The sequence below is a fragment of the Megamonas sp. genome, assembly GCF_986095205.1.
The window spans coordinates 52,864-79,453 of the sequence record NZ_CFQVBI010000065.1 but is presented as its reverse complement, the minus strand read 5'-3'; the positions used below and the strand labels follow the sequence as shown (position 1 = coordinate 79,453).

29 protein-coding genes are annotated in these 26,590 nt (G+C 30.0%); 4 read left to right on the top strand and 25 right to left on the bottom strand.

Going from position 1 to position 26,590, the window contains the following annotated elements; all coding sequences use genetic code 11:
• Positions 1-493 precede the first annotated feature (493 nt).
• The 3 genes from AC5LAX_RS09225 (at position 494) to AC5LAX_RS09215 (ending at position 3,432) form a co-directional block, all read left to right on the top strand.
• Positions 494-760, top strand: coding sequence for a TIGR04076 family protein (locus AC5LAX_RS09225; protein ID WP_288909609.1), 267 nt, complete (start codon positions 494-496; stop codon positions 758-760).
• A gap of 96 nt (positions 761-856) precedes the next feature.
• Entirely contained in the window at positions 857-2,503 is a 1,647-nt protein-coding gene (locus tag AC5LAX_RS09220; protein WP_288909610.1) for an AAA family ATPase, read from the top strand.
• Between the two features lie 59 nt (positions 2,504-2,562).
• A complete protein-coding gene (locus AC5LAX_RS09215; RefSeq protein WP_225091621.1) occupies positions 2,563-3,432 on the top strand; it encodes a DNA adenine methylase in 870 nt (289 codons plus the stop codon).
• A gap of 219 nt (positions 3,433-3,651) precedes the next feature.
• Here the strand turns inward: AC5LAX_RS09215 and AC5LAX_RS09210 are convergent, their stop codons facing one another.
• The 6 genes from AC5LAX_RS09210 to AC5LAX_RS09185 all read right to left on the bottom strand — a co-directional run bounded on the left by AC5LAX_RS09210 (position 3,652) and on the right by AC5LAX_RS09185 (position 10,321).
• Positions 3,652-4,248 (bottom strand): cytidylate kinase-like family protein, encoded by a 597-nt coding sequence (locus tag AC5LAX_RS09210; protein ID WP_288909611.1) that lies wholly within the window; start codon positions 4,246-4,248, stop codon positions 3,652-3,654.
• Positions 4,249-4,279: 31 nt separating this feature from the next.
• Positions 4,280-5,623: an L-fucose:H+ symporter permease gene (fucP, locus tag AC5LAX_RS09205; RefSeq protein ID WP_204965295.1), complete on the bottom strand. Its 1,344-nt coding sequence runs from the start codon at positions 5,621-5,623 to the stop codon at positions 4,280-4,282.
• Between the two features lie 46 nt (positions 5,624-5,669).
• The gene (locus AC5LAX_RS09200) at positions 5,670-6,110 is read right to left on the bottom strand and encodes an RbsD/FucU family protein (RefSeq protein ID WP_288909612.1); all 441 of its coding nucleotides are present in this window, start codon (positions 6,108-6,110) and stop codon (positions 5,670-5,672) included.
• The gene (locus tag AC5LAX_RS09195; protein ID WP_288909613.1) at positions 6,104-7,579 is read right to left on the bottom strand and encodes a rhamnulokinase; all 1,476 of its coding nucleotides are present in this window, start codon (positions 7,577-7,579) and stop codon (positions 6,104-6,106) included. The genes AC5LAX_RS09200 and AC5LAX_RS09195 overlap by 7 nt, the downstream gene beginning before the upstream one ends.
• 225 nt (positions 7,580-7,804) lie before the next feature.
• Positions 7,805-8,488 (bottom strand): class II aldolase/adducin family protein, encoded by a 684-nt coding sequence (locus AC5LAX_RS09190; RefSeq protein WP_117585513.1) that lies wholly within the window; start codon positions 8,486-8,488, stop codon positions 7,805-7,807.
• A 39-nt stretch (positions 8,489-8,527) separates the two neighbouring features.
• The gene (locus AC5LAX_RS09185) at positions 8,528-10,321 is read right to left on the bottom strand and encodes an L-fucose isomerase (protein WP_204965293.1); all 1,794 of its coding nucleotides are present in this window, start codon (positions 10,319-10,321) and stop codon (positions 8,528-8,530) included.
• Positions 10,322-10,542: 221 nt separating this feature from the next.
• Between AC5LAX_RS09185 and AC5LAX_RS09180 the strand changes: the two genes are divergently transcribed.
• The gene (locus AC5LAX_RS09180) at positions 10,543-11,421 is read left to right on the top strand and encodes an AraC family transcriptional regulator (protein WP_015562217.1); all 879 of its coding nucleotides are present in this window, start codon (positions 10,543-10,545) and stop codon (positions 11,419-11,421) included.
• Positions 11,422-11,485: 64 nt separating this feature from the next.
• On the opposite strand, the gene hfq is transcribed toward AC5LAX_RS09180, so the two are convergent.
• The 19 genes from hfq to aroQ all read right to left on the bottom strand — a co-directional run bounded on the left by hfq (position 11,486) and on the right by aroQ (position 26,328).
• The gene (gene hfq, locus AC5LAX_RS09175) at positions 11,486-11,743 is read right to left on the bottom strand and encodes an RNA chaperone Hfq (RefSeq protein WP_008537868.1); all 258 of its coding nucleotides are present in this window, start codon (positions 11,741-11,743) and stop codon (positions 11,486-11,488) included.
• Between the two features lie 102 nt (positions 11,744-11,845).
• A complete protein-coding gene (gene miaA / locus AC5LAX_RS09170; RefSeq protein WP_288909614.1) occupies positions 11,846-12,790 on the bottom strand; it encodes a tRNA (adenosine(37)-N6)-dimethylallyltransferase MiaA in 945 nt (314 codons plus the stop codon).
• Position 12,791: 1 nt separating this feature from the next.
• Positions 12,792-13,469 carry a metal-dependent hydrolase gene (locus tag AC5LAX_RS09165; protein ID WP_288909615.1) on the bottom strand — a complete coding sequence of 226 codons (678 nt, stop codon included), beginning with the start codon at positions 13,467-13,469 and terminating at the stop codon, positions 12,792-12,794.
• Positions 13,470-13,490: 21 nt separating this feature from the next.
• Entirely contained in the window at positions 13,491-15,197 is a 1,707-nt protein-coding gene (recN, locus tag AC5LAX_RS09160; protein WP_288909616.1) for a DNA repair protein RecN, read from the bottom strand.
• Between the two features lie 14 nt (positions 15,198-15,211).
• On the bottom strand, positions 15,212-15,664 hold the full coding sequence (gene argR, locus AC5LAX_RS09155; protein WP_008537864.1) for an arginine repressor: 453 nt from the start codon (positions 15,662-15,664) through the stop codon (positions 15,212-15,214).
• Positions 15,661-16,251: a tRNA 5-(aminomethyl)-2-thiouridylate-methyltransferase MnmM gene (gene mnmM, locus AC5LAX_RS09150; protein ID WP_288909617.1), complete on the bottom strand. Its 591-nt coding sequence runs from the start codon at positions 16,249-16,251 to the stop codon at positions 15,661-15,663. Before mnmM ends, argR begins: the two co-directional genes overlap by 4 nt.
• A gap of 44 nt (positions 16,252-16,295) precedes the next feature.
• Positions 16,296-17,150, bottom strand: a complete 855-nt coding sequence (locus tag AC5LAX_RS09145; RefSeq protein ID WP_015562223.1) for an NAD(+)/NADH kinase — start codon at positions 17,148-17,150, stop codon at positions 16,296-16,298.
• 14 nt (positions 17,151-17,164) lie between these two features.
• On the bottom strand, positions 17,165-17,974 hold the full coding sequence (locus tag AC5LAX_RS09140) for a TlyA family RNA methyltransferase (protein ID WP_022228405.1): 810 nt from the start codon (positions 17,972-17,974) through the stop codon (positions 17,165-17,167).
• Positions 17,975-17,991: 17 nt separating this feature from the next.
• Positions 17,992-19,869 carry a 1-deoxy-D-xylulose-5-phosphate synthase gene (gene dxs, locus AC5LAX_RS09135; protein ID WP_117585519.1) on the bottom strand — a complete coding sequence of 626 codons (1,878 nt, stop codon included), beginning with the start codon at positions 19,867-19,869 and terminating at the stop codon, positions 17,992-17,994.
• 21 nt (positions 19,870-19,890) lie between these two features.
• Positions 19,891-20,769 (bottom strand): polyprenyl synthetase family protein, encoded by an 879-nt coding sequence (locus AC5LAX_RS09130; protein WP_018999326.1) that lies wholly within the window; start codon positions 20,767-20,769, stop codon positions 19,891-19,893.
• Positions 20,770-21,009, bottom strand: a complete 240-nt coding sequence (gene xseB, locus AC5LAX_RS09125; RefSeq protein ID WP_008537857.1) for an exodeoxyribonuclease VII small subunit — start codon at positions 21,007-21,009, stop codon at positions 20,770-20,772. It lies immediately after the preceding gene.
• A gap of 10 nt (positions 21,010-21,019) precedes the next feature.
• Positions 21,020-22,222 (bottom strand): exodeoxyribonuclease VII large subunit, encoded by a 1,203-nt coding sequence (gene xseA / locus AC5LAX_RS09120; protein WP_288909619.1) that lies wholly within the window; start codon positions 22,220-22,222, stop codon positions 21,020-21,022.
• A gap of 57 nt (positions 22,223-22,279) precedes the next feature.
• The gene (gene nusB, locus AC5LAX_RS09115) at positions 22,280-22,675 is read right to left on the bottom strand and encodes a transcription antitermination factor NusB (protein WP_008537854.1); all 396 of its coding nucleotides are present in this window, start codon (positions 22,673-22,675) and stop codon (positions 22,280-22,282) included.
• Positions 22,676-22,693: 18 nt separating this feature from the next.
• Positions 22,694-22,945: a DUF2273 domain-containing protein gene (locus AC5LAX_RS09110; RefSeq protein ID WP_015562229.1), complete on the bottom strand. Its 252-nt coding sequence runs from the start codon at positions 22,943-22,945 to the stop codon at positions 22,694-22,696.
• A 20-nt stretch (positions 22,946-22,965) separates the two neighbouring features.
• On the bottom strand, positions 22,966-23,541 hold the full coding sequence (gene amaP, locus AC5LAX_RS09105) for an alkaline shock response membrane anchor protein AmaP (RefSeq protein WP_117585521.1): 576 nt from the start codon (positions 23,539-23,541) through the stop codon (positions 22,966-22,968).
• A gap of 20 nt (positions 23,542-23,561) precedes the next feature.
• Complete coding sequence (locus AC5LAX_RS09100; protein ID WP_008537850.1) at positions 23,562-23,951, bottom strand: Asp23/Gls24 family envelope stress response protein; 390 nt, start codon at positions 23,949-23,951, stop codon at positions 23,562-23,564.
• A 212-nt stretch (positions 23,952-24,163) separates the two neighbouring features.
• A complete protein-coding gene (gene efp, locus AC5LAX_RS09095) occupies positions 24,164-24,721 on the bottom strand; it encodes an elongation factor P (protein WP_015562232.1) in 558 nt (185 codons plus the stop codon).
• Positions 24,722-24,795: 74 nt separating this feature from the next.
• Positions 24,796-25,875 (bottom strand): M24 family metallopeptidase, encoded by a 1,080-nt coding sequence (locus tag AC5LAX_RS09090; RefSeq protein WP_288909621.1) that lies wholly within the window; start codon positions 25,873-25,875, stop codon positions 24,796-24,798.
• A 3-nt stretch (positions 25,876-25,878) separates the two neighbouring features.
• Positions 25,879-26,328, bottom strand: a complete 450-nt coding sequence (gene aroQ / locus AC5LAX_RS09085; RefSeq protein ID WP_117585523.1) for a type II 3-dehydroquinate dehydratase — start codon at positions 26,326-26,328, stop codon at positions 25,879-25,881.
• Positions 26,329-26,590: the final 262 nt, after the last annotated feature.

The window sequence follows — 26,590 nt, the reverse complement described above, 5'->3', positions numbered from 1 at the left end:
AAATATTTATAAAAATTATTTATTATAATTATAGCAGTTTTGAGCATTTTATTTTTCGTTTTAATATAAATATATGCAAAAGAAAATAAAACCTCTTAAAATCGATTTTAAATAAAATTCTTATATATAATGAATTTATTTTTTCAAAAATAAGTTTGCCTTTTAAATTAACTTCCTATTTTTTATGAAATAGGAAGTTGATTTAATTATATCATCAATTTATATAATTAGTAAATAATAACAAATAAAATCCGCCAACAATATATTCAATTTTCTGTATATTTTACTTTTAGTTTATTAATAATAATTATTTAATTAATACATTTATCTAAAATGTAAAAAATATATTTAAATAACAATTATTAAAATTTAATTATTATTAATTTTAAATATATAATAAATTTATGTATTATATATGATATACCTATATAAAAATAGAGGTAATATTTTATATAATAAACAAATATGATAAAATATTTACGAGGTGATTATTATGGCAAAACGCCCTAAAATAAAAATAACATTAATCGATAGAAAAGGACCTTGCGGTTGTCATCGTGGTCATAAGATAGGTGATAGTTTTGATTTTGATACACAACGCGGCGAATTATGCCCTATGGCGATGCATGTAGCATTTCCTTATATTGATATATTGAGATATGGTGGTTCTATACCTAATCAACCAAAAGGCACAGCTGTATTTTGTTGCCCAGATATAGACACCATAAACGTCTTTAGAATAGAGAAGGAAGATATTTAATATATAAATTAATTGTAGGCATTTAACATAAGATAAATTTATATAGTTATAATAAATAAAAAAACAATAATAGAAATTAATTATATATCAAAAGGATTGATTAAAATAATACGTTTAAAATCATTAGATATTCATCAATTTAGAAACTTCCATAAAGAATTAAAATTGAATATAAATCCTAATTTAACACTAATTGTTGGTCAAAATGCAACATCGAAATCAACTTTGCTGGGTATGCTTTGTCAACCTTTCGAATTTACAGCAGAATATAAAGTTTATACTAATGTATATGATAATATAAAAAAATCTGAGGTAAAAACAATACTAGGCAAAACATTTGAATCTCAATTTTCAGATGTATTTAGAATGTCACCTATTTATGATAATCCTAAAGATAAAAAATATTTTTATGACATAGAATTAGAACTAGATGATAAAATATTAAAACTTCCAGTACAAACAAAATCAAGACCTACAACAAATAATAATGATAATAATATACGATTTGTTGTAGGAAAAACTAGACATAGAGGAGAAGGTAATTTCCCACATCCCGTAATTTATTTAGGTTTAAATAGATTATATCCATTAGCTAATAGTAAAAAAATTGAATTAGATACATCATATAAACTTACTAAAGATGAAATTAGCTTTTATTCAACATGGCAAAAAAACATTACTGTTCTTCAAGAAAATGTTTCTCCAGAATATGTATCTACTGACATTAAAGACTTTTTAGGATGTAAAACTTCTTTTTATGATGCAGAAACAAATTCTGCAGGACAAGATAATATTGGACAAATAATATCAGCTATTTTGTCGTTTAAAAGATTAAAAGAACAATTAAAAGATAATTATCAAGGTGGTATGTTATTAATTGATGAAGTAGATGCTACATTACATCAGTTAGCAAAAATAAAATTACTTGAATTTTTAATTGAAATGTCTGATATTTATTCTCTTCAAATTATTTGTACAACACATTCAACTAAAATGATAGAATTATGTAGTCAAAAATATAAAAATAAATCATCTATTATTGCATTATATAAACGAGGAAATAATATTTACGCAAATAGTAATGTTTCTTTTGATGATATTTGCGCAGAATTATCAGCAAATACCATAGAAAGAAAAATATATCTTACTACTACAATATTTGAAGATAGTACCGCTGCTCAATTTTTTAAAGCAATAACTTTTAATATGTATAATGATTTTTTAAAAATAAATAATGATGTTAAAAAGAATGATGAAACCGCATTACCATCTGATGTATGTTTAAGATTAGCTTCAAAAAAAATACCTGAATTTGAAAAGATATTATTTATCATTGATGGCGATAAAGCAAATCAAATTACCAAAAAACATCATAATATAATTGCTCTTCCTGGGAATAAAGCTTTAGAAATTGAAATGTATTATTTTTTAAAGTCATTACCTACAGATGATGAATTCTGGTCTAAGGATATAGGTAAATATAATTACCAAATGTGTTTTAAAGATTATAATTCTTTAGAAATTCAATCTAATAATATTCAAGCATTTAAAAATTGGTTTATTTCACAAAAAAAAGAATGGGGTCGTTCTAATAATAAATTGTATAAAAGATGGATAAAAGCTAATAAAAATATAGTACTAGATTTTAATGAAAAGTTTTTTAAACTGCATAATAAAATAGCTAAAATAAAATCTACTGATGAAATTTTAACTACAATAAAAAACAAAATAAATGCTTTATAAAAATTTATGGCCAAATGAAAATAAATATGTTATCTTATTTATAAGGAGGTGCATATATTATGCCTATAACTAAATCACCATTACGATATCCTGGTGGTAAAACACAAATGTCAAAGTTTGTAGAACACACAATTGAAATAAATAAATTAAATAATGTTATTTATTGTGAACCATTTTCTGGTGGAGCTGGTGTGGCCATGGAATTGTTACTTACAAATAAAGTTAATTCTATAATATTAAATGATTTAGATATTGCTATTTACTCTTTTTGGTATGCACTCCTTAATGAAACAAAAAAGTTTATAAAAACTATACAAGAATTACCAATAAATCTAAATACATGGTATGCGCAAAAAAATATTTATAATAATTTAAAAGATAGTCATCAATATAAATTTGAATTGGCCATAGCAACTTTTTTTCTAAATAGAACAAATCGTTCTGGAATAATCACAGGTGGTCCAATTGGTGGATATGAACAAAATGGAAAATATAAAATAGACTGTAGATTTAATAAAACAAAGCTTATAAAAAAATTTGAAGAAATATCTAAACATGCTAATCATATTCAATTATATAATTTAGATGCCATAAGTTTGATTAATGACATTTTATTAAAAGAACTGTATAGCAATCTATTTATTTTTTTAGATCCACCATATTATAAACAAGGAAAAAATTTATATAAAAATTCTTTTAATCATGATAAACACATTGAGTTATCTAATACTATAAAAAAGCTGAATAAATATCATTGGATAACTACTTATGATAATAATAAACATATAGAAGAAATATACCGTGATATTCATATATTAAAATATACTTTACAGTATTCTGCTAATAAAAAAAGAAAAGAACAAGAAATTTTTTTCCATAATCCTAAAACAAAAGTAGAATCTTTTGATAAAGTATTCTTTAATGATTAATAAAAAGTATAGTCATCTAACTTAATTATATATTGACAAAATAATATTTATCCTTATATAATTAAACTAGATAAATATAAAAATATAATAGTAACAAACTACATTAATCCCTAAAATACTTGCTTCTACTGACCACTTTTGTAGAAGCTTTATTTTTTATCTAAATAAAAAAAGATAGACAGAAGATCTTCTGTCTATCTTTTTTCTTTATTGAGGGATTTATTTTTTATTGATATATTCAATAATTACATCTGCAATATCTTCAAGGGATTTATGGCTAGTATTAACACTTAAATCATAATTTTTAGGATTTCCCCATTCTTTGCCTGTATAATAAGCATAATACTCAGCTCTTTTAGCATCTTCTTGATTTAATTCAATAACAGATTTTCCATCATATACTGTTCTACCGCGTTCTTCACGATATTCATCATTTGCACAAACAAATACAGAACATACATTTTCATTGCCTTGTAAAACAGCATCTGCACATCTACCAAGAATAATACAATTACCATCTTTAGCTAAACGGCGAATAATTTCAGATTCTTGTTCAAACATTTTGTGGTTCATTGGTTTAGCACCACTCATACCAAAAATGTAAAATGGCATGAATTTTAGAGAAAGTGGTGGCACATTATCTTCAAATTCTTTTAACTCTTGTTCGCTCATGCCACTAATACCTAATTGAGCAGCAGCCATATGCACGATTTGTCTATCATATAATTTATAACCTAATTTTTCAGCTAAAATATTTGCGAGTTCACGACCGCCACTACCATATTGACGACTGATTGCTATAACATTATTTTTCACAAAAAGACCCTCTTTCAAAATTATTTATTAATTAATCATTTGTTTTGCGGAAAGCTAAAGAATATCCTAAAACAACTGCAAAACATACTACAGGTAAATAGAATGCTGTTCTAATAGCTGCTTCTGCTGCGGAGAAACCACTAACCATGAAGCTTAATGCACTAGAGTCAACTAACCACCCCATGATAGGAGTGATTATTGCACCACCTAAGATAGCCATGATTAAACCTGCTGCACCGAATTTTACTTCAGCACCGAGACCACGAAGAGCAATACCATAAATTGTTGGGAACATTAAGCTCATGCAACCAGAAATTGCAATTAAACAATATACAGAAAAATCTCCTTTAATATATATTGTACCTAAACAACATAAAATACCTGCCAAAGCAAATACAGCCATCATTTTTGCAGGAACAAAATACTTCATTAAATATACACATATCCATCTAAAAATAATAAATAAAACCATTGCTACAATGAAATAATCTACAGCTTCATGTTCTACCAAACCTTTAGTAATCATTATATATTTGATAGTCCATGTCCAAACTGCAATCTGTACACCTACATAGAAGAACTGAGTGATAACACCACAATAATATCGAGGATTAGAAAATAACTTTTTAAAAGCTTCAATAACAGTCATTGCTACACGACCATCTTTTTCATTTAATTTACTTCTAAAGAAAATAACCCAAATGATGAATGCAATTAAAATCAAACCAACATAAGGAACACACACCCAGAAAAGTTCTGTATGTCGTATTTCTGCAAGTTGTTCAGATGACATAAGTAATCTTTCATCTAAATCAGCAGGATTTAAATTTGCTAATATTAAATATTTAGCTAAAAATAAGCCAGCCATTGAACCTACAGGGTTGAATGCTTGGGCAAAGTTCAATCTACGAACACTTGTTTCTGGAGCACCTAAAGATAATACGAATGGATTACATGTTGTTTCTAATACAGATAAACCACTAGCTAAGATAAAGATTGATATTAAGAATAAATTATAACTTTGTAATAAAGCTGCTGGGATATAACCAAATGCACCTATCATATAAAAACCAAGACCTACTAAAACACCAACACGATAAGAATATTTTCTAACAATAAAGGCTGCTGGCATAGCGAGTACAGCATACGCTCCATAGAAAGCAACTTGTACTAAAGAAGAATCAACTGCTTTAATCATAAAGATTTTAGCAAAAGCAGGAACTAAAGTATCATTCATGTTATTTAACATACCCCAAAGAGCAAAACAAGATACTAGTAAGAAGAAATAAATTCTATATTGGGCAGGAACTACTGGTATACTGCTGCTATTATTTGCAACATTTTTTTCACTTAATGTATTTGCATTATTTTCCATGATAAAACCTCTCTTAAATATTTATACACGAACAAAAATCACATAATTAATCTACTACAACACCTTTTTGCAACATGATATTAGCATAAAGAGCTTTTTCACTTGTAGCGATAATAGCATAAGCTGTTTTAGCTTCTTCGTAGAAAGCAAATCTTTCAATATTGCCGATAGCATTTGCTCCACGTTCATCATGTTTAGCTACGATTTCTTTATAAGTATCCCAAATAGGAGTTTCTACTGTATCACTAGGCATTACTTCCATGAGATTAACAGGTTTATCAACATAAATATCTAATGGGAAAACTTTTAAAATTGCATCTAATAATTCAGGAACACCATGTCCATCACATCTGATTACTATTGCATTTTTACCCATGGACTCTGCTGGGAAATTTCCATCAGCGATAACAATTCTATCGCTATGACCCATTTCACAAAGTACTTTTAATAATTCAGGTGATAATATTTTAGGAATATTTTTTAACATAATAGACTCTCCTTAACATTTTTATATATTTCGTTCCAATTTTCATCTTTTTGAGGTTCATAAACAGTAACATTTTCAGAATTAGCAATTATCTTGCGTGCTTCTTTAATATCTTTTATTTCACCTAAAGCCATTAACTGTAGCGCAATATTTCCCATTACTGTAGCTTCTACAGGGCCTGCCACTACTTTTCTACCACAAACATCAGCTGTTAATTGACATAATAATTTACTTTGAATACCGCCACCAATGATGTTTAATGTATCATATTTTTTGCCAGTAGCTATTTCAATCTGTTCTAAAGCAAATCTATATTTAACAGCTAAGCTCTGATCTATACAACGAACGATTTCTGCTTCATTTTGAGGAACATATTGACCTGTGCGTTTGCAATATTCTTGAATTTGTTTTGGAATATTACCTGCTGGAATAAATTCTTCACTATCTGTATCAATAAAGGAATTTATCATGCCCACTTTACTAGCCATCTGTTCGAGTTCACCGAAGCCATATTCCTTACCTTCTCTAATCCATTGACGACGACTTTCTTGAATGAGCCATAAGCCGATGATATTTTTTAAGAAGGAAGTTTTATTATCTGCTCCACCTTCATTAGTAATATTCAAACTTGCGGAAGTTTCGTTGATTATAGGTGTTTTTAATTCTGTTCCTAATAAGGACCATGTACCACAAGATAAGAATATGAAGTCATCTTCTTGAGTTGGTACTGCTACCATAGCTGATTGAGTATCATGTCCTGCTACAGCAATTACATCTATTTCATTTATTCCTAATTCTTCACTGATTTGTTTGCTCAACTTACCAATTTTTGTTCCTGGTTGAACAATTTTAGTGAATATATTTTTCGGTAAATCCAAATTTTCAATAATTTCTGAAGACCAAGTTTTGTTTTTAGCATCTAATAATTGAGTTGTGGATGCTATTGTATATTCCGTACATTTTTCATTAGATAAGAAATAATTTAATAAATCCGGCATTAATAATAAAGTTTCAGCTTTTTGCAATAATTCAGGTTGATTTTCTTTCAATGCCATCAATTGGAAAAGAGTATTTAATTCCATAAATTGGTTACCTGTAATGCTATAAACAGTATCTTTATCCAATTTATCAAAAACTTTTTCCATCATACCTTTTGTTCTAGCATCTCTATAATGAACAGGATTTTCTAAGAGTTTACCATCTTTATTTAAAAGACCAAAATCCACACCCCATGTATCTATACCTAGGCTTTTTATTTCACCTTCTTGTTTTGCTTTAATCAAACCAATTTTTATATCATGAAATAATCTTAATACGTCCCAGTACATAGTATCTAGTAAAATCACAGGATCATTTGTGAAGCGATGTATTTCTTTTAAAGAAATTTTTTCACCATCAAAACTACCAATGATAGCTCTACCACTAGAAGCTCCAAAATCTAAGGCTAAAACCTTAACATCTTTTTTCATGTTTTCACTCCTCACTGTTAACTTTTAACCTTATTATATCAACACCTAGGTATTAAATCTTGTTATATTATCACCAAAAATAGAATAATATTCACTTTTAATAAATTATTTGAAAATTTTATATAAAATCATAAAACAAAATAAATTAACAAAATAATACATAATATTTAAAGTTAATATATATAAAAAAACAGCCCAATAATATATTGGGCTGTTCGTAAATAATTAGTCTTCTTTATAATGTTTATAACCTGGGTGTCTGCCTTTTACGCCATAGTAGCTGCGTAAGTTGATGAGTTTATCAATATTTTTACGAGAAATTTCTTTTGGTCCACCTAAAAGATAAGCATTTAAGTTGATTTTAGCAAATAATTCTAATGTTTCCATTTTGTAATAAGCTTCCACCAAATTAGAACCAACAGTTAATGCACCGTGATTTTCTAATAATACAGCATCATGTTCTTGAATGTAAGGTGCAATAGCTTCAGGTACCTCGTAAGTAGAAGGTGTTCCATAAGGGGTGATAGGAATAGAACCTAATGCTACTACTGTTTCAATCATATCATATCTATCTAAAGGTACATGAGCTACAGCAAAGCCAGTAGCTGTTGGGGGATGTGCATGAAGCACTGCACCTACATCTTCACGGTCAGCATAGCAACGTAAATGCATTTTGATTTCAGAAGATGGTCTATATCCTTCATTTGCTTCTAAAATTTCGCCTTCTGCATTAATACGTACTAATTTTTCAGGAGTGATGAAACTTTTGCTAATTCCTGTTGGTGTAGCAAGGAAAGTACCATCATCTAATTTTACTGTTATATTACCATCATTAGCAGCAACCCAACCTAATTGCCACATTTTATGACAAATATCGCATATCTGTTCTTTTATTTCTTCGTAAGCCATAATAATAAGCTCCTCCAATTAATCTATATTATATTCTAATTATTTATATAAAGGACCATAGTTTTTGCAAGCTCTATAGTCTTGACCTTCTTTATCCATACCAAAAGCATTCCAAGCAGCAGGACGGAAGATTTTATCTTCAGGAACGTTATGCATGCATACAGGAATTCTGAGCATAGAGCATAATGTAATGAGGTCTGCACCGATATGACCATAGCTGATAGCACCGTGATTTGCACCCCAGTTATTCATTACATCATAAGCAGATTTGAATGCACCTTCACCCGTTAAACGTGGAGCAAACCAAGTGCAAGGCCAAGTATAGTCAGTACGTTTCCAGAGTTTATCAGATACTTCATCTGGTAATTTTACAGTCCAACCTTCTGCAATCTGTAATACAGGGCCTAAGCCTTTTACAAGATTTAAACGAACCATAGTTACAGGCATTTCGCTATTTGTTAAGAAACGGGAACTAAATCCGCCACCTCTGAAGTAACCATTATCAGCAGGGCACCATTCAGTTGCCTCAAGGCAAGCTTTTTGGTCTTTTTCAGTCATTTCCCAGAATGGTTTAATTACGCCATTACCATTTTCATCTTTTGCTTCACCACAAGCATCGATACAAGCAGCACCGGAGTTGATTAAGTGAATAAATCCTTTGGATTCTTTAGCAACGCCTTCTAATTCATAACCAGTAGCCTGTTTAACTGCTTCAGGGCTCCAGTATGTTCTAACATCAGCGAAGATTTGTGCAGTATTTGTTAATAATTTACCAAAGAGCATACCTACGCCGTTTAATGTATCATTTTCTGTAGCAAGTACATATGGTTCTCTTGCACCATTCCAGTCAAAGGAAGAATTCATCATTGCTTCTGGGAAGTCGCAGTTTGGATAAAAATCTGTCCACTGTCTTTGACCTTGGAAACCACCAGCGATTGCATTGTGACCTAATTGTTCTTCTTCGCAACCTTCTGGTAAGTTTTTATTACCATTGTAAAGGTCTTTAATGATACACATCATTTTTACAACAAATTCCCAAGCTTCTTCTTTTTCAGCATCTGTTTTACGGCAAAAATCTGGGTTTTTATCAAAGCCTTGTTTGCAGTTTTCTTTAGTCCATTTTAAAGCTTTTTCAAATTCTGCATGGTCATAAATACCTTCTGTCATACGACGGATAATTTCAACTTCATCTACAGATTCAACTCTCATACCAAGATATTCCTCAAAAAATTCTGTACTAATAATAGAACCTGCAATACCCATACAAATAGAACCAATTTGTAAGTAAGATTTGCCTCTCATTGTAGCAACAGCTACAGCTGCGCGACCAAATCTTAAAAGTTTTTCTTTAACATCTTCCGGAATTTCTGTAGCATCTGCATTTTGTACATCATGACCATAAATACCAAAAGCTGGAAGACCTTTTTGCGCATGGCTTGCAAGCACAGAAGCAAGATATACAGCACCAGGACGTTCAGTACCGTTAAAACCCCAAACGCCTTTGATTGTTTTTGGGTCCATATCCATTGTTTCAGAACCATAACACCAACAAGGAGTTACTGTTAAAGTGATATCTACACCTTCTTTTTTAAATTTTTCTGCACAAGCAGCACTTTCTGGCACACGACCAATTGTTGTATCAGCGATAACTACTTTTACTGGTTCACCATTAGAATATTTGAGGTTTTCTGTAAATAATTTAGCAGCAGCTTTTGCCATGCCCATAGTTTGTTCTTCTAAAGATTCTCTAACTTTTAAAATGCCTCTACGTCCGTCAATTGTAGGGCGAATACCAATTACAGGATAATCTCCAATTAATCTGTTTGTTGCCATTATAAAATTCCTCCTAAGAAATATTTTTAATATATTTATTTTATGTTTTGGTTTGTTGTTTATTTCATGATTAAATTATAACAACTAAATATTAATAATACTTGTTATATTATCACTAAAAATATAATAATATTCACTTTTTAAAAATTGTATGAAACTTTACATTTTTAGAAATATAAGTATAATAGTAATATAAAATCTTATTTATTAGGAGAATAGTTATGAAACATGATAGTTATAATGAACAAAGAGAACGTGGTAATTTTTCATTTCCTGTAGAATATCATTATGTAACTAATCATCATCCACGCTATAACATGCCATATCATTGGCATATTCAATATGAGATTATTCGTGTATTAGAAGGAAAAATTGTAATTTCTATAGATGAAAATGAATATACAGCTAGTGCCGGAGATATAATTTTTATCACAGATGGTTGTGTTCATGGAGGAAAAGCTTTTTTAGAAAATACTATATATGAATGTATGGTATTTGATAAGAAATTATTTGAAACAAACGTAGGCGATAAAAATATTCTTCAAAAATTTTTTGAACATCATTTAATTATCAATAGTTATTTTAATAATGAATATACCGATATTCACCGCACCATATGGACTATATTTGATGCATTGAAGACAAAATCCAGTGGATATGAATTTATCGTACTTGGCTGTTTATTTAATTTCTTTGGTTTAGTTTTAAAACATAATCTCTATACGAAATCTTTTACAAATTTTATAAGTAGTAATCAGAAAAACATTCATAAATTGAAAAAGGCATTTCATCTTATTGAAACTTCATATAGTCAACCATTAACTTTAGAAGATTTAGCTAATACTTCTGGATTATCACCGAAGTATTTTTGCCGATTTTTCCAAAGTATGACCAATAAAACACCTATTGCTTATTTAAATTATTATCGAATTGAATGTGCTTGCAGTAAATTAATCAGTGATAAAGACCAATCCATCACTGATATAGCTTATAGTTGTGGATTTAATGATTTATCTTACTTTATAAAAACATTCCGTAAATACAAAAATACAACACCAAATAAATACATCAAATCTTATTTTGAATTAACCAATAAATAGAAAAAGCTCTTATTAACCTTATAATCAAAGTTAATAAGAGCTTTTTTATTTAATAAAATCATTATTATTCGCTAACAGTTTCTGTTCTTTTATTATCTTGAAAAGAATTTTTCAATGGCTGTAAAGGGCTAATAGTAGAAATAGCATGTTTATAAACCATCATCTGTTTTCCAGCAGAATCCAAAATAACCGTGAAATTATCAAAACCTTTTACATTTCCACGTAATTGGAAGCCATTTGTTAAATGGATAATAACTCCTACATTTTCTTTTCTCACTTGATTTAAAAAAACATCTTGTAAATTTATTGTTTTGTTTGGCATCTTAAGGATCCTCCAATTAAAATATAATTCTTTTCTTAACTAATTTAATTAGTTTATTTATAGTGCTTTTATTATCTCAATAATAAAATTATATGTCAATTATTATAAGATATTAAAATGTGCCTTACAGTCATTCAATACAGTAGCTAACAATTCATTTTCACTTAATTGCTCTACATCATACCAAGAAATATATGGCATTTTCTTATACCATGTAAACTGTCGTTTAGCAAAATGACGAGTAGCTTTTTTCATTTCATAAACAGCAGTATCTAAATCAATATCTCCATTTAAATAACTAGCGATTTCTCGATAGCCAATTCCTTTCATGGATTGCCAATCAATCTTCGCGCCATTTTGTAATAGAGATTTTACTTCATCTACAAATCCACAATCCATCATAATATCAACGCGTTGATTAATTCTATCATATAGATTTTGACGACTGCGGTTCAAACCTACAATATGGGCATCATAAATTAATTCACCAGTCAATTCATAATGATTTTTTTGTGAAATCTGCTCTTTCCCTAAATGATAGACTTCTAAAGCACGAATAATGCGATTGAAATTATTAATATGCAATCTTTGAGCCGTCTGTGGGTCTACTTCTTGTAACATTTTATAAACATATTCTTTGCCATGTTCGCTTGCTAGTTTTTCTAAATGCTTCCTATATTCAACATCACCAGAAGTTTCGTTAAAAATATAGCCTTCAAGCAAAGATTTTACATATAAGCCTGTACCGCCAGCTAAAATAGGAATTTTCCCTTCATTATTTATCTGTTCAATTAAAGGTTTAACCTTATCATGAAAATCACTTACATTAAAATTTTCCCAAGGCTCTAAAATATCAATGATATGATGTTTTATTCCCTTCATTTCTTCTAATGTAGGTTTAGCCGTACCTATATCAAAACCCTTATATACTAACATACTATCGCCAGAGATTATTTCTGTGGATAACTTTTGAGCTAAAGCTATGCTAAGATTTGTTTTGCCTACAGCAGTTGGCCCTAAAATAACGATTAATTTAAATTTTTCCATCTTATTTTACTAAATCCAAAGATGAACCAACAGGCACGATATCTACACTAGCATGTGAAATACTTTCTGCATAGGATTTAAAAGTTTCAGGATTTTCAGCAATAACAGGCCATGTATTATAGTGAACAGGAATAGCATGTTTTGCATTCAATAATTGAACAGCTTTAGCTGCATCTTTAGCGTCCATAGTATAATTACTGCCAATTGGTAAAATAGCATAATCAATTTGTTGTTTTTCACCGATAAGAGCCATATCGCTAAATAAAGCTGTATCACCAGCGAAATAAACTACAGTATCATCATTGAATTTAATTACAAAACCGCAAGGTATTCCACCTTCTACGCCTGCACTATGTAATGCAGGCACCATAGTTACTATACCAAATGGGAAAGTAAACGAACCACCTAAATTCATACCATGAACATTTGCATAATCACTTGGTAATTTTGTCAAAACTTCTGGAGTGGAAATAACTTTCGCACCTGTTTTTTGTGCAATCTGTGTAGCATCTCCATAATGGTCTCCATGAGCATGAGTCAATAAAATATAATCACATTCTACTTCATCAGCAGAAATACTTGCTACTGGGTTTCCTGTCAAAAATGGGTCAAATAATAATTTTTCATTATCTGTTTCAAGCAAGAAACAAGCATGTCCATAATATTTAAATTTAATCATTTAAAATCACCTTCTCTGAATTTATTCATCAAAATGTAATAATTCTTTTCGCTTTCTAGCATTAGTCAACATTTCTTCAGCATTTTCAAGCGAAGCTTGTGTTAAATCTATGCCTGATGACATTCTAGCAATTTCAGCGAGTTTAGCATCATAATTAATTTCATCAATAGTAGTAAAGGTTTTATTATTTTTAGTCTCTTTACTGATATAAAAATGAGCATCTGCCATCGCTGCAATCTGTGGTAAATGAGTGATACATATAACTTGTCTATATAGGGCAATGCGAGCAATTTTTTCAGCCATCATTTGAGCTGTTTTCCCGCCAACACCTGTATCCACCTCATCAAATACCATCAAATCAATATCATCTTTTTTTGCGGTAATAGTTTTTAAAGCTAAAGCAATACGAGACAATTCCCCACCTGAAACAATTTTAGCTAAGGATTTTAAATCTTCGCCTAAATTAGCAGAAAATAAAATTTCCACATCATCTGCTCCATTTTCAGTGAAATCATCATTCAAGGTTAAATTTATGACGAGTTTCGCATCAGCCATAGATAAAGAAGCTAATTCTTTCATGATTGCCATTTCTAAAGCTTTGGCACTTTTTTGACGTAATTCATGCAAAATTAAGGCTTCTTGGGATACATCTTTTGCTAATAAAGATAATTCCTGTTCTAGTTTGGCAAGATTATCATCATAATTTTCAATATAGGTCAATTCCTCTTTTGCTTTAGCTAAATAATTCAATATTTCCTCAATAGTATTGCCATATTTTCTTTTCAGCTTGTCGATATCATTCAATCGAGATTGCATCATATCTAACTTTTGAGGATTATAATCTATACTTTCACCATAACTGCGGATTTCATCTGCACTATCTTGTATTTGGAAATAAGCTTCATCTAATATTTGATGAACTTTAGCCATATTTTCGTCATATTGAGCTAAGTTTTCTAAATCTTTGCGTACTTGGCTCAATGAACTTAAAATAGCAAATTTACCATTTTCACCTTCATAAAGCAATTTATATGCATCTTGTGTCAATAATGATATCTTCTCTGCATTAGCTAAGACTTTTATTTCAGACTCTAATTTCTCATCTTCATCTAAAATCAATTTAGCATTTTCAATCTCGTTGATTTGCCATTTCAGCATATCTAATCGCTGAGCCATTTCTTGTGTATTTATTTTACTATCAGCTAATTTTTGTTTTATTTGTAACCACTGATAATATTTTTCTAAATACGCTTCTTTTTGCTTTTGAATAGCGTCGCCATCATACATATCAATAAGTGATAATTGCTTTATAGGTTTTAGTAATGCCTGATTAGCATGTTGACCATGTATATCTACTAATAACTCACCTAGTTGGCGTAAAATAGCCATTGTTGTATGACAATTATTAATCTGTACGCTATTTTTACCATTTATATTTATCTGTCTAGTTATGATTAAATCATCATCTTCAACTAAGATATTATATTTAGTTAAAAAATCTTTGACTAAATTGTTATCCAAAGTAAAAACAGCTTCTACTCGCATAAATTCACAACCACTGCGAATAGCATCAATATTTGTTCTTCGTCCAATAACCATACCTAAGGCACCTAATAAAATAGATTTACCAGCACCTGTTTCACCAGTAAGTATATTAAGACCTTTATCAAAATCTATTTGTACATGCTCAATCAAAGCAAAATTCCAAATTGATAGTGTTTTTAACATGAATATCCCCCGAATTAATTAAGCATATCCTGTAATCTTTTCATTATATCTTCTACAGCAGATATAGGTTTTACTACTATAAAAATATTATCATCACCTGCTACTGTACCTATGATTTCAGGCCATTTAGCATAATCTAAAGTAGAAGCTACTGCATTAGCTGCACCAGGAAGAGTTTTTACTACAATGATATTTTCACTGAAGTTCAAACCAACTACAGAATCTCTAAATAAATTTAATAAACGATTTTTAGAATACATCAATTCCTTATCTGTAGGATAAGCATAACGATATCTTCCATCACCTGTAGGAACTTTTATTAGCATTAACTCTTTAATATCACGAGAAACAGTAGCTTGTGTTACTACTATATGTTGTTCTCTTAAAGCATTTGCTAATTCTTCTTGTGTTTCAATAACGGAGTGTTCAATAATTTCCTTAATTCTTGCATGGCGTGTAGCTTTCATGCATATTCACCAACTTTCTCAATCCAACATAATGCTGGAGCATTAAAATTATGATTTATCATTTTATACCAACCTACTGTAAAAGATTTTTTAGGTAAATCCTTTACAAATAGTTTTATAGACTGATACTCTTTTAAGCCTTCTTCATGACCTGGATACATAACAATTGCAACATAACCATTTATATTTAAATTGTTTAATATTTTATCTATGGTCTTTAATGTTGTATCGTCTTTTGTCGTGAATTTATGATCTCCACCTGGTAAATATCCCAGATTAAAGATAGCTATATCTACTTTTGTCTGTATATAGTTATCAATATTTTCATGTGAATCATGAATAAATGATATATTTTCTAGTGGTAAATTTATATTATCTTTATTTTTTATCAATAAAGCTTTTGTATTTTCTATAGCTTCTTTTTGGATATCGAATGCATATATCTGAGCATTATTTAAGGCATTTTGAGCTAGAAACAGTGTATCATTGCCATTTCCAGCTGTAGCATCAACTATTATTTTTGCTTCATTTAATCTATCTTTTAATAAGCAATGTGCTAACTGAATTGAGTTACTGAGCTTTTGCATGGAAAATTCCTCTTTTATTATAATTTAAAATAAAAATCTATCTATTATAAACATAGTTTATTCATAAATGTTTGATAGAAATTTTTATCTTCAAATCTAACTATCTGTGCTGGAAAATTCGCTTTTTCAATTATAATTTCATCATCTGGCTCAATATCAACGCCTTCTTGTCCATCTAATGTTAAATTTACGCTTCTTTTTGTCATGCTAATGATATTGATGATATTCAAAGCGACTTTTTCACTTTCATCAATAACCATAGGACGAATGAAGCAAGAATGTGGGCATATTGGTGTCAATATAATTCCTTTTACTTTAGGATTTACAATTGGTCCGCCAGCAGATAGAGAATATGCTGTTGAACCTGTAGGAGTCGATATTATCAATCCATCAGCTTTATAATTTGTTACCATATAATCATTGATAGCTACACCAAAATGTAGCATACGTGATACACCGCATTTACTTACAACTACATCATTTACAGCACTGCCAATATAGTTTATTTTCCCTTGTCTTTTTATATATGCAGACAACATTAATCTCTCTTCTATTTTATATTGTCTATTGATGATTTTTGTCAGTTTGGCTTCAATTTCTCCTGGTTCAATATCTGCTAAAAATCCTAAATGTCCAATATTAATACCACATACAGGTATACCATTTTTAGCCAGTCTTCTACAAAGACCTAATAAAGTACCATCTCCACCGATGCTAATCGCCATATCAATATATTCTTTTTCAATGTTTTGATTGATTAATTCTTCATGATAGAAAAATTTACCTTCTTTTGGCGGTAATAATAATTCAATATTATATTGATTAGCAAATTTTATTACTCTTTCTAAAATCTCCCCAGCTCCTGATTTAGTTACATTAGGATAAATAGCTATTCTCATTAAATATTGTCCCCCTATTTATCTAATTGTGCATGTGCTTTTTGTACAATATCTTTTATCAAATTGTCATCAATATTACTTTGATGTTGTTTATCTAAATCTAATAAAATTAAATATTCAATATTTCCTTCTGGCCCTTTTACTGGAGAATATGTCAATTCTCTAGGTACAAATTCTAATTGTGTACTTAAATCTACGATTTTTTTGATTACTTCTTCATGTACACTAGCTTCACGAACTACGCCTTTTTTACCTACTTTATCTTTTCCTGCTTCAAATTGAGGTTTTATCAAAGCAACTATTTTACCATCATCGCTAAGTAAAGTTTTAGCTACAGGTAAAACTTTATCTAAAGAGATAAAAGCTACGTCGATAGAAGCAAAGTTTATAGGTTCACCTATATCTTCTGGTGTAACATAGCGAATGTTTGTTCTTTCCATATTCACTACACGTTCATCTGTACGCAATGACCATGCTAATTGTCCATAGCCTACATCTATAGCAAAAACTTTTTTTGCTCCATTTTGTAAAGAACAATCTGTAAAACCACCAGTTGAAGCGCCAATATCTGCTACAACTAAATCTGTTAAATCTAATTTAAATTCTTTGATGGCTTTTGCTAATTTTAAACCTCCACGGCTTACATATCCTATGCTATCACCTAAAACACGGATAACAGCATCTTCTTTTACCATAGTTCCTGGTTTATCTATTTTTTGACCATTAACTAATACTAAGCCTGCCATTATAGTTGTTTTTGCACGTTCTCGACTAGATACTAAATTTTGTTCTGTTAACATCACATCTAAACGTTTTTTTGCCATTAACTTCACACCTATTTCTATTCTTCAAAATCTTTTATTGTTTGTATTATATCTTCACTTGTTAATTTACATTCTTTCAATAATTCATTGCGTGTACCTTGTTCTATAAATTCATCTGGTATACCCATGCGAATTACTGGTTTATATATTTTATTTTGATTTAATAATTCTAAAATAGCACTGCCAAAACCGCCAGCTAAAATACCTTCTTCAATCGTTACTACGTATTTTACTTTTTTAGCTATATTTAAAATTAATTCTTCATCTAATGGTTTTATAAAGCGAGCATTAATAACGCTACAATTTATATTTTCTAATGATAATTTTTCACTAGCTACCATAGCTTCTTTTACCATTGAACCAACAGCGATTATTGCTACTGTAGCATTTTCCTTATCTTGTAAAATTTCGCCTTTGCCTAAAGGTAAAATCTCTACATCTTCTTCAATTGGAACACCACAAGCGTTACCTCGTGGATAACGTATGCTACATGGACAATTATATTCCACTGCACTAAATACCATTTGACGAAGTTCATTTTCATCTTTTGGTGCCATAACTACCATATTTGGTATTTGACGCATATATGCTATATCAAATACACCATGATGAGTTGGGCCATCTTCACCAACAAGCCCTGCCCTATCTAAACAAAATACTACTGGTAATTTTTGTAAACATATATCATGTATAACCTGGTCATAAGCACGTTGAGCAAAAGTTGAATATAATGCTACAAATGGACGTTTACCGATACAAGCTTGACCGCCAGCAAATGTTACAGCATGTTCTTCTGCGATACCTACATCAAAAAATCTCTTAGGGTAAACATCAGCAAATTTTTGTAAGCCTGTGCCTGATGGCATAGCTGCTGTAATCGCTGTTATATTTTTATTTTTGGCGGCTAAATCTATCAATGCTCTACTAAAAACAGCAGTATACGTAGGTACAATGCTATTAGAAGCTATAGGTAGTCCTGTCAATACATCAAATTTACCAATACCATGGAATTTAGATGGATTATTTTCTGCTGGTAAATAGCCATGACCTTTTTTAGTCTGCACATGAATGAGTACTGGGCCATCAATATTTGCTTTAACTTTTTCAAAAACATTTATCAAATCAGTTAAACTATGACCATTTAATGCTCCAATATAATTAAAACCTAAAGCTTCAAAAATACCACCAGGAACAATGGCATTTTTTACACCATCTTTTACATAATTAGCTGTTTTTAAAACAGAACCACCTATTTTCGGTATATTACCCAAAATACGCTGAATATCTTTTTTGGCACGTTTATACTTTTCATCAATGCGAATAAGTGATAAATACTCTGATAACGCACCTACATTTTGTGAAATAGACATTTCATTATCATTTAAAATGACTATTAGTTTACGCTTAGACATTCCTGCATTATTCAAGCCTTCAAATGCTTCGCCACCAGTCAGAGCGCCATCACCAATAATAGCAATTACATTATAATCTTCATTGTCTAAATCACGAGCAACTGCCATACCTAATGCCGCTGAAATTGATGTACTAGCATGACCTACACCAAATGCATCATATTCACTTTCAAAACGATTTGGAAAACCTGTTATGCCATCTTTTTGTCGCAATGTGGAAAATTTTTCTAATCTGCCAGTTAAAATTTTATGTGCATATGCCTGATGACCAACGTCCCAAACAAATTTATCTCGTGGACAAGAAAAGACTTTATGCAAAGCTAAAGTAAGTTCTACTGTTCCTAAACAAGGAGCTAAATGACCGCCATTTTGAGCTACTGTTTTTATAATCAATTCTCTAATTTGCGTGGCTACAATTTCTAACTGAGTTTCAGATAAATATTTTAGCTCTGCCGGAGAATGTATTTGCTCTAAAATATTCATATATAACACTCTTTCTTTAGTTTATTTATTTCTAGTAATTAAATAATCTACTAAAGCTCTTAAAAATTCAGCATTCTCGCCAAAATCTACTAAAGACGCTTTTGCTTTATCCACAGCTTCTTGCGCTAAAGCTTTTGCACTTTCTAATGAACCCAAAGTAACATATGTGGATTTATGATTTTTTTCATCACTACCTACAGGTTTCCCTATAGTTTTTTCATCACCAACAACATCTAAAATATCATCAGTAATTTGAAAAGCCAATCCAAATTGACGAGCATATTCTGTCAAATTAGCTAATTGTTTTTCATCAGCACCAGCCAAAATAGCACCAGAACGAATAGCAGCACAAAATAATGCACCTGTTTTGGCAGCATGCATTTGTTTTAAAGTCTGTATATCTATTTTTTTATTTTCTGATTGCATATCTATTACTTGACCGCCGACCATACCTTCTGCACCAGCAGCCTTGCTCATTTCAGTAATAATTTTTACTTTAGTTTCTGCATCTACATTTTTATCAGTGGCAATTATTTCAAATGCCATAGTGAGAAGCGCATCACCTGCTAAAATAGCTAAAGCTTCACCAAAAACTTTATGATTAGTGAGTTTTCCTCTGCGATAATCATCATTATCCATTGCTGGCAAATCATCATGTATTAAAGAATACGTATGAATAAACTCTATTGATGTCGATAATCTCAAGAATTTTTCACCATCAACGCCTAAAGCATCAGCAGCAGCCATTATTAAAATAGGACGAAGTCTTTTTCCACCAGCCATTAAACTGTAATTCATAGCTTTAGCTAAATCTTTATTGAGTGCCATATTTTCTGTATAAATTTCATTTAATTGCTGATTTATTAAATCCATTTTTCTTTGCATGTAGGATTTCATCATTTAATAATCACCTTCTATATCTAATTTCTTTTCAATTATTTTATTATCTTTTACATCAACTTCTGCATATATAGCATCTTTCGCTCTATTTAATTCATCTAAACAGAAAGCTGATAATTTCATACCTTCATTATATTTATCTATTAATTCATTTAATGGAATGTCTCCAGCTTCTAATTGATTTACAATTTCTTCTAAAGTTTCCATAGCATTTTCAAAAGTTAATTTTTTTCTAGCCATGAGAAAAACCTCATTTTTCTTTTATTTGTACAATTTTAGTTTCAATAGTACCATCACTAAGTTCAATATTTAGTGATTTATTCATATCTATATCTTTTATATTTTTTATATATTTATCATCTTGTTTTACGATACTAAAACCTCTTTGCAATACATTTAGAGGATTTAATACTTTTAATTTTTCGGCAATAACTTCCATTTGATGAAATTTATTCACGTATTTATCAGTTACTACTTTATTTAAACGCTCATTTAAAAAATCTAATTCTTGTTGTCTACTTTGCAATAAACGTTCTTTATCGCTAAAAATACTATGTTTCCATAATAAATTAAATTTATTTTCTTTGATTGAAAAAAGATTATATGCTTTATATCTACAATCTCTTTTTAAACTTTCAATATAATTTACTAATGCATCTTTTTCTACAACAGCTAATTCCGCTGCTTGAGAAGGTGTTGCTGCTCTTACATCACTTACTAAATCAGATAAAGTATAATCTGTTTCATGACCTACTGCTGAAATTATAGGAATTTTTGAAGCAAATATCGCACGAATTACATTTTCTTCATTAAATGCCCATAAATCCTCAAGAGAGCCACCACCTCGTCCAATGATAATCACATCAACTGGACATTTTTTATTAAAAAATTCTATTCCTTGAACAATTTCTTTACTTGCATTTTCGCCTTGTACCAAAACAGAATATAAAAGGATCTTCACCAAAGGATTTCTTCTTTTAGCTACATGGCAAATATCTTTAATAACTGCTCCCGTTCTTGATGTTACAACACCTATACGTTTAGGATAAAAAGGTAATTGTTTTTTATATTTACTATCAAATAAACCTTCATCATTCAATTTATTTTTTAATTGTTCAAAAGCTAATGCAAGTTCACCTATACCTTCAGGCGCTAAACTTTGCACATATAATTGATATAAGCCATCTTTTTCATAAATTGAAATATATCCACTTGCAATTACCTTCATTCCATTTTGCGGAGCAAAACGAAACTTCATAGCATTAAAACGAAATGCTACACATTTTATACTAGCTAAATTATCTTTTAAAGTAAAATAACAATGTCCAGAAGAATGGACTTTAAAATTAGATATTTCTCCCTTTAACATGATATTTTGCAAAATAATATCATCATCAAATTGTTGTCGTAAATATTTATTTAATTGACTTACTGTGTAAATTTTTCCTGCCATTATATCCTCATATAAATAAAAATGCCAGGCTGTAACTAGCCTGGCAAATAAACATTGTTATTTAATCATTGAGCCCAAAATACCATTAACAAAACGGGCAGAATCATCTGTACCGAATTTTTTGGCTAATTCGACAGCTTCATTGATTGCTATATTAGGCACCAGTTTATCTGAACTGAATTTCATTTCAAATATAGCTAGACGAACGATATTTCTGTCAATACCTGACATACGTTCGATTTTCCAGTCTTTAGACTTTTCCGCTATCATTTTATCAATAGACTCTAAATTTTCTCTAGTACCACTAACTAATATTCTTACAAAATCACAATCAGCTTCATGAAGTTTTTTATGTGATAATACATTTTCAATAGCACTATCTACTTCACATTCATTAAAATCTAATTGAAATAATGACTGTAATGCGATTTCTCTCGCTTGTCTGCGACTCATATAAAAAACTAGCTCCTTTTACCAACGACGTGAATAAGGTGGTAAGATTTTTTGGATTTTATATAAGATATTATCTGAAAACTCATCATCTTTATCTATCAAATTACCTACATAAAGACCTATTCCCATACAAATTATTACAAATAAAGTAGTGAATAAACCAAATATGAGTATAGCTAAAGAAATTATAAATCCTAAAATAACACCAATAGTTCTACCACAATGTTCATGTAATTGATATTTGATAAAATTTAAAATATATTCTTTCATTGTGCACCTCAGCTAAAACTTCATACAACACGCTTTTTACTGTTAGTAGAATTATTAGATATGCTCTCTACATTGATATCAATTTTAGCCTTTTCAATACCGATATATTTATTTAAATAAATATCGAGTTGTTGTTTTATTTCATCACTAATTGATACAATATTGCTTTCTTCACCAACAATTAATTTTAGCTTGAAATTAGGTATTAAAGTTTTATCTTTGGTTGGTGCCTTAGTCATTTTCAATCTTACTTTAACATCACGGACTCCTGTAATAGAACGGGCAATCTTATCAGCCATATCTTTTAGTGCTGTTAAGGAGATATTAACCTCTCCCATCTTCCCTTGCACAATTACAGCCTCATTTGTTGATACATCATTACTATGTGTAGATAAACTCTGTATTAATAAATATAGACTACAAATAAAAATGACTACTGCAACCACTACAGTTTCCATGCGACTACATAAATACAAAAACTCATTCCAAATTTGAGCATCAGGAATAAATCTAGCGAATAATACCATAGTCAAAATAGAAACTGCACCAAATGCCAAAGCGTAAAAGAACAGGATGATACGATTTATAACGCTCATACTACTCCTCTTTCTTATACTTAGCGAACGCGTACTTCTTCAGTTTTTACATCTTCTGGGAAACCAACGCCTTGAACATGTACATTAACTTCAACAGTGCTAAGACCTGTCATATTTTCAATAGCTGCTTTTACAGCTTCTTGTACATTTAATGCGATATCTGGAATACGTACGCCGTATTTTACGATGATATAAAGATCAATAGCTGCTTCTTTTTCGCCAACTTCAACTTTTACACCTTTAGAGAAATTTTTACGACCTAAAATTTCTGCGATACCACCAGCGATACCACCACTCATGCCTGCTACGCCTTCAACTTCTGTAGCAGCAAGACCTGCTATAATACTTACTACTTCGTCTGCAATGCGGATAGTACCTAATGCATTATTGATTCCTTTTTTTTCGTCCATGTTAAATCCTCCTTTGAAACTAAAGCAGTCTATATTGTTTTAGTTTTTATTATTAAATCAATTATAACAAAAAATTCATAAATATACAACTAACAGCTTCATTAAGAAGTTATTAAAAAATAACTAGTATTTTAAAATTATAAATCAAAATAAAATATAAAAATTGCACCTTTCTAAAATTAGAAAGATGCAATTCCTATTTTTTAATTTAATTAAGCACGTTCGATATAGTTACCAGTACGAGTATCAATTCTTAATACATCGCCTTCATTAACGAAAAGTGGTACACGAACTTCATAACCAGTTTCAACTTTTGCCATTTTAGTAGCACCAGTTGCAGTATCACCTTTAACGCTAGGTTCACATTCAACAACTTCAAGATTTACAGAGTTTGGTAAAGTAATACCAATGATATTGCCTTTGAAAGACTGTAAGCTAATATCCATGTTTTCTTTTAAGAAGTTTAATGCACTACCTAATTGATCTTTTGTAAGTTCAATCTGATCATAAGTTTCATTATCCATGAAAGTGTACATACCATCTGCTTCATATAAATACTGCATAGCTCTAGTTTCTACATGAGCTGCTGGTAATTTTTCATTAGGGTTAAAAGTACGTTCTACAACTGCACCAGTCTGTACGTTTTTAATTTTTGTACGAACGAAAGCTGCACCTTTACCTGGTTTTACATGTTGGAAATCAACAATCTGCCATACACCGTTATCAATTTCAAGTGTAAGACCTGTACGGAAATCACTGCTGGAAATCATTAAAACATTCCTCCAAAATATATTATCTAATTTTATTTATATAATGTGAAATACCCGACTCTCAATTATTGCGGTCACATTATTTCAACAAGCCGTTTATCACTTTGTGTAAGTGCTTGGCATCCATTTGCAGTAACTAAAACAGTGTCTTCAATACGAACACCGCCAAAGTCAGGCACATAAATCCCCGGCTCATTAGTAACTATCATATTTTCTTTAAGCTTATCTGTTGGACTAAGTGGTGATAAACGAGGTAACTCATGAATTTCAAGACCAACACCATGCCCTAAGCCATGCCCAAAGAAATCACCATAACCTGCATTTTTTATATATTCTCTTACAGGAAAATCAACTTCCCTGCCACTTTTATTCGGTGCAATTTCTTTTAGCCCCAATAATTGTGCTTGCAAAACAATATCATAAATCTCTTTTTGTTTATCACTTGCTTTTCCTACACAAAAAGTACGTGTAATATCTGAATGGTATCCCTTGTAAACAGCACCAAAGTCTATTGTAACAAATTCACCATTATTTATCAACTTATCTGTAGCAACTCCATGAGGTAATGCCCCTCTGACACCAGAGGCTACAATTGTCGTAAATGCAGGTCGTTCACTACCTAATTTACGCATAAAATATTCTAATTCAGTCGCTACTTCTTGTTCGCTCATACCTGCTTTTACAAATTTTAATATATGTGAATATGCTTTATCACTGATATTAATAGCTTTTTTTATTAATTCTATCTCATTTTCATCCTTTATAATGCGAAGTTTAGTTAAATCTAAAGATGTAGAGAAATCAACTTCAATATCATCTAATTTTTTAGCTAAATAATTATATTGATTAAAAATCAAAGCATTACCTTCAAATGCTAAACTATTAATATTTAATTTCTTTATAAGTTCTACAGTTTTGCTAAGTAAGCCAGTTTTTTGTTCAATAATAGTAAATGAAGTCTGTTCACTAGCTTGTTGTGTATAACGTAAATCAGTAATCAAAAAACAATCATTTAAAGTGATTACTAAAAATGTATCATCACCTGTAAAACCACTAAAATAATGTAAATTTTCTTCTTTACTTATAAGCATTGCATCACAATAATTTGCCTGCAATACTTTTCTAAGATTTTCTATACGATTATTTTGACACATAATTTAATCCTCTTTTTGTAGTCTACTAATAGCAATAAATAACGCAGATTTATAACTTTCTAAGCCAAAACCACAAATCTGTCCTTCAACTACAGGTGCAATTACAGAATGATGTCTAAATTCTTCTCTTTTGTGGATATTAGATAGATGTACTTCTATTACAGGTATATCAATAGCAGCTAAAGCATCACGTATAGCAATACTATAATGTGTAAATGCACCAGCATTTAAAATAATATAGCCATATTGACCACGAGCATTATGTAAAGTATCAATAATAGCTCCTTCATGATTACTTTGAAAAAAATCTATTTCGATATTATGTTCCTTAGCCTGTTTTGCTAAATCTTCATTAATATCTTGCATAGTCATACTACCATAAATTTCTGGTTCACGAGTGCCAAGTAAATTTAAATTTGGTCCATGTATAACTAATACTTTATTTATTTTCATAAAAATCACTATCCTTAAGCAAGTTCTAACATCTATATTTTACATATCAATTATAACGAAAATCCTATTAATACGTCAATACTGACAACGATTTCTCATAATTTATTATAAATTTTATGCATCATTTTAGTTTTCAAAGCTCATTTTTATCTATCAATATATTACCAAATTCACTAAAATTTTTATGTATAAATCTTATTCTTGGAAAATAAAAAAATGTCGATAATCTCCATCCTAAAGTTTATCGACATTGCTCTCTCAT